General features: G+C 46.4%; 7 protein-coding genes and 1 pseudogene. 5 read left to right on the forward strand and 3 right to left on the reverse strand.

Annotated elements, in window-relative coordinates:
* Positions 1–143: 143 nt before the first annotated feature.
* The 3 genes from IQQ51_RS16330 to hrpB are packed head-to-tail and all read right to left on the reverse strand — an operon-like array spanning position 144 to position 7410.
* Positions 144–2477: a patatin-like phospholipase family protein gene (locus tag IQQ51_RS16330; RefSeq protein WP_193841599.1), complete on the reverse strand. Its 2334-nt coding sequence runs from the start codon at positions 2475–2477 to the stop codon at positions 144–146.
* A gap of 38 nt (positions 2478–2515) precedes the next feature.
* On the reverse strand, positions 2516–4915 hold the full coding sequence (mrcB, locus tag IQQ51_RS16335) for a penicillin-binding protein 1B (RefSeq protein ID WP_193841600.1): 2400 nt from the start codon (positions 4913–4915) through the stop codon (positions 2516–2518).
* Positions 4912–7410 carry an ATP-dependent helicase HrpB gene (gene hrpB, locus IQQ51_RS16340; RefSeq protein ID WP_193841601.1) on the reverse strand — a complete coding sequence of 833 codons (2499 nt, stop codon included), beginning with the start codon at positions 7408–7410 and terminating at the stop codon, positions 4912–4914. The genes mrcB and hrpB overlap by 4 nt, the downstream gene beginning before the upstream one ends.
* Positions 7411–7444: 34 nt before the next feature.
* Between hrpB and sfsA the strand changes: the two genes are divergently transcribed.
* The 5 genes and pseudogenes from sfsA to IQQ51_RS27230 all read left to right on the forward strand — a co-directional run.
* Entirely contained in the window at positions 7445–8170 is a 726-nt protein-coding gene (gene sfsA / locus IQQ51_RS16345) for a DNA/RNA nuclease SfsA (RefSeq protein ID WP_193841602.1), read from the forward strand.
* A 135-nt stretch (positions 8171–8305) separates the two neighbouring features.
* The gene (dksA, locus tag IQQ51_RS16350; RefSeq protein ID WP_004738189.1) at positions 8306–8752 is read left to right on the forward strand and encodes an RNA polymerase-binding protein DksA; all 447 of its coding nucleotides are present in this window, start codon (positions 8306–8308) and stop codon (positions 8750–8752) included.
* Between the two features lie 218 nt (positions 8753–8970).
* The gene (gene gluQRS, locus IQQ51_RS16355; protein ID WP_193841603.1) at positions 8971–9846 is read left to right on the forward strand and encodes a tRNA glutamyl-Q(34) synthetase GluQRS; all 876 of its coding nucleotides are present in this window, start codon (positions 8971–8973) and stop codon (positions 9844–9846) included.
* Between the two features lie 183 nt (positions 9847–10029).
* Positions 10030–11385, forward strand: coding sequence for a polynucleotide adenylyltransferase PcnB (pcnB, locus tag IQQ51_RS16360; RefSeq protein ID WP_122082154.1), 1356 nt, complete (start codon positions 10030–10032; stop codon positions 11383–11385).
* Positions 11382–11502 (forward strand): annotated as a pseudogene (locus IQQ51_RS27230) (2-amino-4-hydroxy-6-hydroxymethyldihydropteridine diphosphokinase); the annotation flags it as partial. The gene pcnB and the pseudogene IQQ51_RS27230, both read left to right, overlap by 4 nt.

Below are 11502 nucleotides of genomic sequence, written 5' to 3' on the forward strand. Positions count from 1 at the left end.
TCATAGAGGCCAAACTGTGGGCGGTAGAATAGCAAATTTAACGTTAAATTAAAATCTTATCATTTTGACCAACATAGCAAGTTAAGACGAAAGTCCCACTATTTTTGCCTAATTACGCACTTAAATGGCGACTCTGCGCATGATTATTTGTAGGACGTACCTACAATCAGATACACCGAATCGAAATTATCTTCGGTTCGGCCATAAGCTAAAATGATCGGCCCGATTGGTGAATCGACACCCGCGAAAACAGAACCCGCGGTGTACATTGGCGCTTCATCAATACTCAAATCATTGTTCGACCAAACACCACCATGCTCAATGGATGCCCCCACGTAGAATGGTGATTCAAAGAGGCCGAAGTCATTTTCAAACCACTTGTAACGATAGATAAGGCTGGTGTAAGCCAAGTTCTGCCCAATCATACTGTTCCTTGGAATACCTGACAGGTTTAAGAAGCCACCAAGCTCTTTAGGATCAATAGGGAAAATCGAATTTTTGCTCTCTACAATACCGTAATCGAGCTTTGCGACTAAAGTATGCTTCTCGATACTCTTTGCAGCCATTAAATTAGCCGAAAACTCATAAACCGTATCGCTCTCAGACGTCAACTCTGTTTCGTTAATAGAGGTATCATTCTGAAAGTCATCATGAGAAACAAGGTATTCTAAATCAACAAAATAACCTTCAGTTGGCAAGCTGAAGTTATCCAAAGTATCCAATCGATAATTGATAAACCCACCAATACGAGTGTAACCACCATTACCTAACGAAGGTAAAGAAGCCACCTCAACATCCCCATCAGTATAGCGAGCACCAAATTTCAGCTCTTGCCACAAAGTCGGTTGATAGCCTAATGCTAATTCACCGACATACTCGCTATAGGTCATTGGAAAGTAGTCTTTCGTTACGTCCAGTGTCGGTTCTTCAATATCATCAATATCTACCGGTAGGTTTCTGTTTTCCTTGCTATAAGCAATCGATGCAGAAGTGAACAATTTTTGACTCGAAAAGAATGGCGAATAGAGTTCCGCCTCAATTCGTTTATCCGTTCCCATCTCGATATTGGTTCTTAGCTCTGCACCGTGCGAGTTAATATCGGTAAAGTTGGCTGAAACACCAATCGAGTACTGACTGGTAGTGGAGAAATCATCTTCAAGAAAGAATCGAAAGTTGAGGTAGTTTGGTCCCCAAGATTTTTCGTTCACATCGACCTGCAATTGCTCCTCGCCATCCACGGTGTCAAATTCATACGTCACCAACTCGAATCTATCTAGCGCATAGAGGTCTTGTACTTTAGATTCAATCTCACTGGTCTTCAGAACCTTACCTGAATCAAGGTTTAAACGGTTTTCGATCAGCTTATCGGAATAGTGGGTGTTGTTATTGATCACAACTCGGTCAACGACGGTCTGATCGCCGTGTTTAAGCTGTCTACGTGCTTTTTGTTTGTCCTCGATATAATGCTGATAATCGGCATTTGAGAGCGATAGCTTAGAAAGTTCATCAGTATGCTGCTTAGCGGCTTCATAGCCCGCGAGGAAAGCCGATGGCATTTTATCAAACTCTGTCGTCTCCATTTCCCCAACATCTGGGCGCAGGAAGACATCATCGTCTGTGAGTGTTTCAGCTTGCTCTTGGGTGCTGCGTTGAACAAGATAATTAGAGAGTTGATCAGCTGCCGCTAGAAAATTCGTGAAATCATCTTTGCCTTTGTAGTTGGTACTGATATCCACCGCAATGACGATGTCTGCACCCATCGCTCTGGCAACGTCGACGGGCATGTTATTGGTGACACCACCATCAACCAGCATTCGACCATCGAGTTCATAAGGGGGAAGCGCGCCGGGAACTGACATACTGGCCATCATGGCATCAACAAGGTGACCATGGTCGATGACCACCTCTTCAAGTTCGATAATGTCGGTTGCAACAGAACGGTATGGGATAGCAAGATGGTCGAAAGAATCGAATGAGGATAGATTACCCGTGGTCTCACGCAGAATACGCAACATATTCTGGCCTTGCACCACCCCTTTCCTTGCTTTGATTTCGCCCCAACCTAAGCCGAGATCGGTGTTCAGTTGGTAGCGGTCTTCATATTCTTTGTCACGTACACGGCGATCACTACGGTTAACGCGATCACGATAACCGCGATTCCAATCGACCGTATAAATAAAGCTCTCGATCTCGTCTGCGCTCATCCCTGTCGCATAAAGACCGCCAACGTATGAGCCCATACTGGTACCGGTAATGTAATCAACCGGGATTTGCATCTCTTCTAGGGCTTTAAGCACACCAATGTGAGCTGCACCTTTTGCCCCACCACCAGCAAGAACGACAGCAACAGTTGGCCTTTTATGAGCTTGTTCAGCCTGCTGAGATTGATCAACCTGTGTCGCGGTGGATGCAAACAGCTGAAAACTGATCACGGTACCGACAATGCCTAAGCCACTCACTAACCAACGAGAAATCATTATTTTAACTGTCCTTGTCATTCTTTCTTGTTACGACTTTACCACTGAAAAAGCTTCTTTAGCCACTGTTTTGGTTGACTTTCACAGCCCTTTTTAATGTTTCCATCCTCATCCCAAACTGGCAGTTTCACTGCGCCATCACAATCAAACTCTAAAGCCCCTTCAGAAGTTCGAGTAAAGTTAGCGGTGACAATGCCTGTCGGCCAAGGCAGCAATAACTGCTCGGGCGTTCTCTGTTTGAGATAATCGGCGTAAACACGTAACGCCCCACTCGAACCAGTAAGTTTAGTCGGCTTATTATCATCACGCCCTAGCCAGATGGTCGTCACTTCACGACCATCAACGCCCACGAACCAACTGTCTCGGCTGTCATTACTAGTGCCCGTTTTGCCAGCTAACCCTGCCCATGCAAACTGACCTTGTAGGAAACGGCCTGTACCTTCCGATACACCACGCTTCATGGCATAGGTTGTTAACCAAGCGGCTTGCTGGTCGACGCTTTGTGATACACGAGGAATCGACTGATACAAAACCTCACCATCGTTATCAACCACAGAGCGAAGCGCAGACAAAGGTGCGATACGGCCAGAGTTAGTAATGGTCTGGTACATCTGCGCGACTTGGAATGGAGTCAGTGAGAACGAACCCAAAAACATCGACGGTACTGGGCGAATTTCATTTTTATCGACCCCCAGTTTTCCAATCGTATCCGAGACACTATCAATGCCTAACTGCATACCTAAACGAACAGTAGGTACGTTGTAAGACTTAGAAAGCGCCACATACAAAGGCACATCGCCACGGAACTTACGATCGAAGTTTCTCGGGCTCCATACACTGCCTTTACTGCCTTTCAAGCTCAGTGGCGTATCCTTCAATGTTGTCGCTAACGTGTACTTCTGAGGCTGCTCTAATGCAGTTAAGTAAATTGCAGGCTTGACCAAAGAACCAATAGGACGACTCGCGTTCAAGGCACGGTTAAAGCCATCGTAGCCAGTACGCTTACCACCGACCATCGCTCGGATTTCACCGGTATTTCTATCCACGGCAATAGCCGCAGCTTCCAGTTTGTTGCCTGCGGTTTTCGATAAATCAGGCACCTTACGTGCAATCGACTTCTCTAACTTGTCTTGGGAGACTGGATCCAGAGAGGTAAAGACTCGAATCCCTTTTTTCGCCTCAAATCGGTCGCCGACATACTTCTTAAGCTCAATGTTTACTTGTTGGAAGTAAGCGGGCTGACGGCTAGCAATGCGTGGGTTGTCTTGAATATCCAAATCACGACTCGCCGCTTCTTCGTATTGTCTCGGAGTTAATATGTCTTGCTGCATCAATAAGCGAAGAACCAGATCGCGTCGAGCCTTGGCACGCTCAGGATAACGAACCGGATTGTAATACGAAGGGCCTTTCACCATACCCACCAGCAGTGCTAGTTGATCGATACGGAGCTCTTGAATGGGCTGACCGAAGTACAAGCGAGACGCTAAGCCGAAGCCATGGATCGCTTGCCCACCATTTTGACCAAGGTAAACCTCATTTAAGTAAGCCTCTAGGATTCGGTCTTTGCTGTAACGATGGTCCAAGATAAGTGCAATGTAGGCTTCACGAACCTTACGCCACAATGTACGTTCACTGGACAGGAACAGGTTTTTTGCCAGCTGTTGTGTCAGCGTACTACCACCTTGTACCGTTCGCCCAGCTTTGACGTTAACGACCATTGCACGAGCGATGGCCAGTGGCGACACACCATCGTGTTGATAGAAATTTCGGTCTTCGGTTGCCAATAAGGCATCAACCATCACCTCTGGGAACTGATTACGTTTTAAGAACAGGCGCTGCTCATCGTTACTTTTCTCAAGCATGCCAAGCATTTTCGGTTCAACACGTAGGTAGCCCATGTCGCCTTTCTTCTCTAGCGACTGAATACGAGTCAACTCGTTACCATTGAAGTGCAGCATCACATGACGATCTGCTTCAGGTCCATCAACAAACTCGAACGGACGACGAATCATTTCAATCTTGGTCGAAGAAGAAGAGTATTCGCCTGGGTGACGAGGCGCGTTCACCTTACGGTAATTAAGTACATCGAGCTCATTCTTAACCTGAACCAAACTCACCGGAGTTCCGGGAGACAGGTCTAGCACTCGCGCATAAACCACGGTTGGCAAATCAAACAGCTGACCTTCAAAGCGCTGTTTGACCACAGAATCGAGATAAATACCGACGAACAACAGCAATGCCGCAAGCGCTAAGCCCGCTTTCCAAGAAATGCCCCATAGGATCTTCAACCAACCTCTTTTGCCAGATTTCTTAGCCTTAGGTTTGGTCTTTTTCACAGCCGCTCTTGGTTTTCTTGGCTTGGCTTTGGTCGCTGGTGACTTCTTTGCTGGCGCTTTTTTAGGTGGTGCCTTTTTTGGCGTTAACATTTTGGTCATCATCGATTCAACTGTCGTTTGGTTTTAGTGGTTGCAACATGGTTAGCAGGGTCATCCGGCCAAGGATGCTTTGGGTAACGGCCTTTCATCTCTTTTTGTACTTCTTTGTACGCGCCAGCCCAAAAGCCGGCTAAATCTTGAGTAATTTGTAGTGGTCGCTGTGCTGGAGAAAGGAGCTCAAGCACTACTTTTTTACGCCCTTGTGCGATCAATGGCGAGTCTTGTTCACCAAAGACTTCCTGCATTCGCACTGAGATCACTGGTTCAGATTGATATTGATAACGAATGACCTTCTTGCTGCCGGTTGGCATCAGATAGTGCGTTGGCAGCCATTGGTCGATTTCTTGATTCAAAGGCCAGCCAAGATAAGCCGACAATGCTTGCTCAATCGAAACACTAGCCAGCCCTTTTGCCGACTTAATGCCATTAAGATACGGAGATAGCCACTCATCAAGTTGTTCAATCAAACTCGCATCGTCCATCGCTGGCCAATCATGCTCAGGCATCCAAAGCTCTGCACAGCGTACACGCTCAACCAACTGCTTAGCCGAAGCTGTCCAATTTAAACGATCCAACCCACATCGAGCGACATAATTGAGCAGCGCTTGACTCGCCTGATTCGCATCGGGATCAGGTAAAGCTTTGGTGCTGATAATCAACTTGCCCAGAGACATTCGCTGCTCGGCAACTAAACGGCCACGTTTCTCATCCCAATCGGCGTAATCGGAACGCACAAACAGTTTTGGAAATTCAGCGTCTAACTGTGCGATATCAACCGCGGTGGCTAAGAAAATTTGACTGGCTCGCCCTGTGCTGCGCATCAAATCAATCACTACGATATAGTCATTGTTCGCCAGTGGATCATCATCACGAACCTCAGCACCGTGGCCATTCGCCAAAAGGAAAGCACTGCTGGTCGCGCTTCTCACTTGTGCAATTCGGTCCGGGAATGCAAAACAAAGCACTAATGGTAGCAATGATTCGTCAGCTTGTGACAAATCTAAGTGATGATTGAGTTTGCTCGCGAGACTTTTCGCTCGCTGCATCACAACGCTATTTTTGGAATGTTTTCTTTGCTTAAATCGGTGCAAAGAGTGTTGAATATCCGTCACATTGCGTTCCGGCTCTTCCAGCAAAGCAGCGGCAACAATCGCGACATTCAACAGAGTAGGATTACCTTGCTGCGCTTTAACCAACATGCTGGCAATACGAGGCTCTAAACCTAAACGTTGGGCCTGTTTTCCTAATGCCGTAAATTGGCCATTTCCGTCCAATAATTCAAGAGTTTGTAAGAGTTGCTTGGCTTGCCCAATAGAAGCTTTTGGTGGAACGTCTAACCATTGCAGCTCGTCGGCACTCGCAGCGCCCCATTGCGTCAATTCAGACACCAACGAAGACAAATCAGAATGAAGAATTTCAGGTTCCGGTACAGCCGGTTGCTGAATAAGTTGCGTTTCGCTGTACAAACGGACGCACAAGCCCTCTTCAATTCGTCCCGCACGCCCCGCCCGTTGTTCAGCTGAAGATTGCGAGATTTTCACTTGCTCAAGCTTAGTAATGCCGGTTTTCAGATCGAACTTCGCCACACGTTCAAGCCCGGAATCGACCACCAATCGAATGCCTTCAATCGTCAAAGAAGTCTCAGCAATATTGGTCGCTAACACCACCCTTCGACGCCCTTTCTCTGATGGCGCGATCGCTTTCTGCTGTTGAGGAAAGCTGAGTTGCCCATACAGAGGGCAAACATCGATATCGCTGGCGAGTTGTTCCAGTTGAGATTCCACCTGCTTAATCGCAGAAACGCCCGGCAAAAAGGCCAGAAGTGAGCCTGACTCTTTCTCCAGCAGAGAGCGAATCACGTTGGCCATTTTAGGGGCTAGATATTCATTTGCGTTAAGAGGCTGATAACGGAAATCGACCGGAAAGGTGCGACCTTGTGATTCAACGTATTTGGCATTCGGCAGCAAAGTTTGCAGCGCTTGTTGATCTAAGGTTGCCGACATCACAACCACTTTTAGATCATCACGCAACGCCTCTTGGATCTCCAAGCTAAACGCCAATGCGGTATCGGCGTGAATGCTGCGCTCGTGAAATTCATCAAAGATCACCATATCAACCCCAGTTAGTTCAGGGTCGGTTTGGATCATTCTCGTCATGATCCCTTCGGTGACGATTTCCAAGCGAGTTGCACTGCTGGTTTTAGATTCACCACGAACTCTAAAGCCAATGCTCTCTCCCACCTTTTCTCCCAATTGACTCGCTAAGTAAGTGGCAATATTCCTTGCAGCCAAACGCCTCGGTTCAAGCATGATGATTTTGCCTTGAACGGCGTTGGTCTTAACTAACTGTAAAGGGAAGAATGTTGACTTACCCGCACCGGGAGCGGCCTTTAGAATAAGTTGAGTGTGTGTTTCTACGCCAGCGAGCAGATCTGGCATCACAGCTTCTATGGGCAGTTGTGGCAATGGGAGAACCTTGTGGTGTAATGTTGGCAACATTGTACATAAAAACCTACCTGTCTAAATAAGTAATATGCACTTCAATCCGCCATTAGAGCCAGCGACTCTTATTAAACGCTATAAACGTTTCCTCACTGACATCCAACTTCCTGACGGTAGCGAGCGTACTATTCACTGCGCTAACACTGGAGCGATGACAGGGTGTGCGACTCCTGGCAATACGGTGTGGTACTCAACATCTGATAATGCAAAAAGAAAGTACCCAAACAGCTGGGAGATCTCAGAAACAGACAAAGGTCATCGTATTTGTGTAAATACTGCGCGGGCAAACCAGCTAGCAGTGGAAGCAATTGAAAATGGGACTATAGTTGAACTCTTAGGTTATAACGCGTTACGAACCGAAGTGAAATATGGCAGTGAGAATAGTCGCATTGATATTCTGCTTGAAGATAACGAAAAGCCGCCTTGCTATATCGAAGTGAAAAGCGTCACTTTGCTCGACGAGCTAGAAACGTCAACTGAAGGGCAAGGTTTTTTCCCTGATGCGGTCACAACCAGAGGCCAAAAACACCTGCGTGAACTCACAGAAATGGTCGAATCTGGAAATAGAGCCGTACTTTTATTCACTGTTTTACATTCAGGTATTGAAAAAGTGTCTGCGGCACACCATATAGACGCCAAATATTCGTTATTACTAAAACAAGCACAAGACGCTGGAGTTGAAGTGCTTTGCTATAAAGCAGAGCTCAGCAGTACTCAAATACAACTAAAACAAGCTGTTGAATTTATCAATAGCTAAGCAAAGATGCTGAACTAATCACATTGATTGCAAGTTTGAATAAGAGTATTTGCCACCATTCGTTCTTTCTGCTATAGATACCCGCCTTAAAATTAGCTGCTTTGCAGTTGACTAGGTGTAAATAGGAGATGCTGTATGCCAGAATCTAAGAAAAAAGCGCTAGGCATCCTAGCCATCGCAGGTGTTGAACCGTACCAAGAGAAGCCAGGTGAAGAGTACATGTCACCTGAGCAAACGGAACATTTTACAAAAATTTTAGCAGCTTGGCGCAACCAGCTCAGGGAAGAAGTTGATCGTACTGTGCACCACATGCAGGACGAAGCAGCGAATTTCCCAGACCCAGTTGACCGTGCTTCTCAAGAAGAAGAATTCAGCCTAGAGTTACGTAACCGTGACCGTGAGCGTCGTCTTATCAAAAAAATTGAGAAGACATTAGACAAGATCGAAGAAGACGATTTCGGCTTCTGTGATTCTTGCGGTATCGAGATTGGCATTCGTCGCCTTGAAGCTCGTCCAACTGCTGATCTTTGTATTGACTGTAAAACACTTGCAGAGATCAAAGAGAAACAGATGCAAGGTTAATTCTTGCAGATGTAAAGAAAGGGAGCCTTGGCTCCCTTTTTTGTTTGTTATCCAAGCGAAGTATTTCACACGCTTGATAGTAAATAGCAGCTTTAAGCCTTAGTTCTATACATCAAACCTTGTTCTATAGATTGAAGCTTAGTTCTACGCATTAAAGCTCTTGTTAAACGTCTTAAGAATCGGCTACCGCGGTACCATTTAGATTAGGTTGTTCACTCATGAATTATATCGGGCGCTTTGCACCATCACCGTCAGGTCCTCTTCATTTTGGCTCACTTGTTGCTGCTCTTGGTAGCTACTTTCAAGCGAAATCTAACCAAGGAAAATGGTTAGTTCGTATGGAAGACCTCGACCCGCCAAGAGAAATGGCTGGCGCTGCAGACCTCATTCTTAAGACGCTTGAGGCTTACCATCTATTTTGGGATGGTGAAGTCGTCTATCAAAGCCAGCGTCATGGCTTGTATCAAGCTCAAATCGATCAATGGGTTGCTGACAATCAAGCCTACTACTGCCAATGCACCCGCAAGCAGATAAAAGCTTTGGGCGGCTTTTACAATGGTCACTGTCGAGATGCAGGCTTAATCGATTCAGGCGAACAGGCGGTGCGCTTGTGCATGGACTTTCCAGTAGAGTCCTTTGATGATGTTCGCCACGGCACCATTCAAATCCCTAAAGCACTAGCTGAAGAAGATTTTATTATTAAACGCAGAGATGGATTGTTTGCCTATAACTTGGCCGTTGTTCTTGATGACATCGACCAAGGAGTGACAGAAGTCGTAAGAGGCGCAGATCTGATAGAACCAACTGGTCGACAAATCAGTTTGTATAAGACGCTCAAGCAAAAAACAGTGAGCTACTTGCACTTACCATTGGCAACCGATGGCTTGGGGAATAAACTGTCAAAACAGAACCATGCCACCGCGATAGATCTCGATAACCCAAAACCAACGCTGTTCAACGCGATGCGATTCTTAGGTTTTGATATCCCGACGGCTCTTTGTGAGGCTTCAATGGATGAGATTTTATTGTGGGGCTGCCAGCAATGGAACGTCAGTCAGTTACCTGATAGTTTACAAAAAGAGCACTGTAATTAGCTCGAAACTCACGGCAAATAGCAAAAACGACACATAAAAATGCCATAACCAACCACTGTGGTTAAGCAGACGATGTTCTCAAATGGCTCGCGCTAAGCTATTATTAGCCGCAATTAAACTCTGCACTACCACTTTGGACTAAGAGAAAAACAAAGTTGGCGATACCTACTTTGTTCTAAACTAATGAATACAAACGACAATACCCCAAGCGAACAACGCGGATTCCACGAATTAGCTCTGAATATTTATACTCGTCAAGAGCACAATATTTCACGCAAGCAGATCAGCGACAACGCACTAAAAGTGCTATATCGCCTGAATGGTGCGGGTTTTGACGCATTTCTAGTCGGTGGTGGTGTGCGCGATATCTTATTAGGCTCTCAGCCAAAAGATTTTGATATTGCGACCAATGCAACGCCAGAGCAGATCAAACATCTCTTCAGAAACTGTCGCCTTATCGGTCGCCGTTTCCGCTTGGCACATATCATGTTTGGTCGTGACATCATTGAAGTAGCAACTTTCCGTGGTCACCACCAAGAGCCATCGAAAAACGTTTCTGCACAATCGAAAGAAGGCATGCTACTGCGCGATAACGTGTACGGCAGTGTTGATGAAGATGCAGAGCGTCGTGATTTCACAATCAACGCGATGTACTACAACATTGCAGACTACAGCATCCACGATTACGCGGGTGGTGTAGAAGATTTAGAAGATAAACTGATCCGCCTGATTGGCGATCCAGAAACGCGTTACCGCGAAGACCCAGTGCGTATGCTACGTGCAATGCGCTTCGCCGCTAAACTGGATTTCGACATCGAAGAAGACACGGCTGACCCGATTGAAGAGTTAGCTCACCTTCTAAGAGATATCCCTGCAGCGCGCCTTTACGAAGAGTCTCTAAAATTACTGCAATCAGGTCACGGTTTAGAAACCTACCACCTGATGCGCGAGTACAACCTGTTCCAACAGATGTTCCCAGCAGTAGCTGAGCACTTCACCGAAGATTATGACTCTCACACAGAGCAGATGCTTGATTTGGTTCTCGATTCAACCGACCTTCGCATCGAAGACGGTAAGCGAGTAAACCCAGCATTCATGTTCGCAGCGATGCTTTGGTACCCAATGAACAAGCTGGCAGACAAACTTGTCGCTGAACAGGGTATGGCACACTACGATGCGATCATGGAAGCGAGTAACATCATTCTAGATCAGCAAGTAAAGTCTATTGCAATTCCTCGTCGTCACACAGCAACCATTCGCGAAGTTTGGCAACTGCAACTTCGACTGCCTCGTCGCAACGGTAAACGCGCTGTTCGTCTAATGGAGCTCAACAAGTTCCGTGCAGGCTACGATTTCCTAGAAATGCGTGGTGAGATTGAAGGTGGCGAAACCAAAGATCTAGCGAAATGGTGGGAGCGCTACCAAACAGCCGGCCGCAATATGCGTCAAGCCATGGCTAATGACGTTGCAGCACCATCAAAGTCAGGCCATCGTCGCCGCAAGACTTACCGAAACAAAAAGAGTAAGCAATCCGAATGATAACTGCTTACATTGCGGTCGGCAGCAACCTTGCCGACCCAGTTAGCCAAGCAAATTTGGCTATCGAAACGCTAAAAAGCCTACCGCGATCAACGTTTATTGCGACCTCTCAGCTAT

Origin of the sequence: Vibrio sp. OPT18, from assembly GCF_015163615.1 — a bacterium.
Taxonomy (GTDB): Bacteria; Pseudomonadota; Gammaproteobacteria; order Enterobacterales; family Vibrionaceae; genus Vibrio; species Vibrio coralliirubri.

Coding starts and splice junctions, on each gene's coding strand:
- IQQ51_RS16330 (WP_193841599.1), bottom strand. CDS start 2,477: ATGATTTCTCGTTGGTTAGTGAGTGGCTTAGGCATTGTCGGTACCGTG.
- mrcB (WP_193841600.1), bottom strand. CDS start 4,915: ATGATGACCAAAATGTTAACGCCAAAAAAGGCACCACCTAAAAAAGCG.
- dksA (WP_004738189.1), top strand. CDS start 8,306: ATGCCAGAATCTAAGAAAAAAGCGCTAGGCATCCTAGCCATCGCAGGT.
- sfsA (WP_193841602.1), top strand. CDS start 7,445: ATGCACTTCAATCCGCCATTAGAGCCAGCGACTCTTATTAAACGCTAT.
- hrpB (WP_193841601.1), bottom strand. CDS start 7,410: ATGTTGCCAACATTACACCACAAGGTTCTCCCATTGCCACAACTGCCC.
- gluQRS (WP_193841603.1), top strand. CDS start 8,971: ATGAATTATATCGGGCGCTTTGCACCATCACCGTCAGGTCCTCTTCAT.
- pcnB (WP_122082154.1), top strand. CDS start 10,030: ATGAATACAAACGACAATACCCCAAGCGAACAACGCGGATTCCACGAA.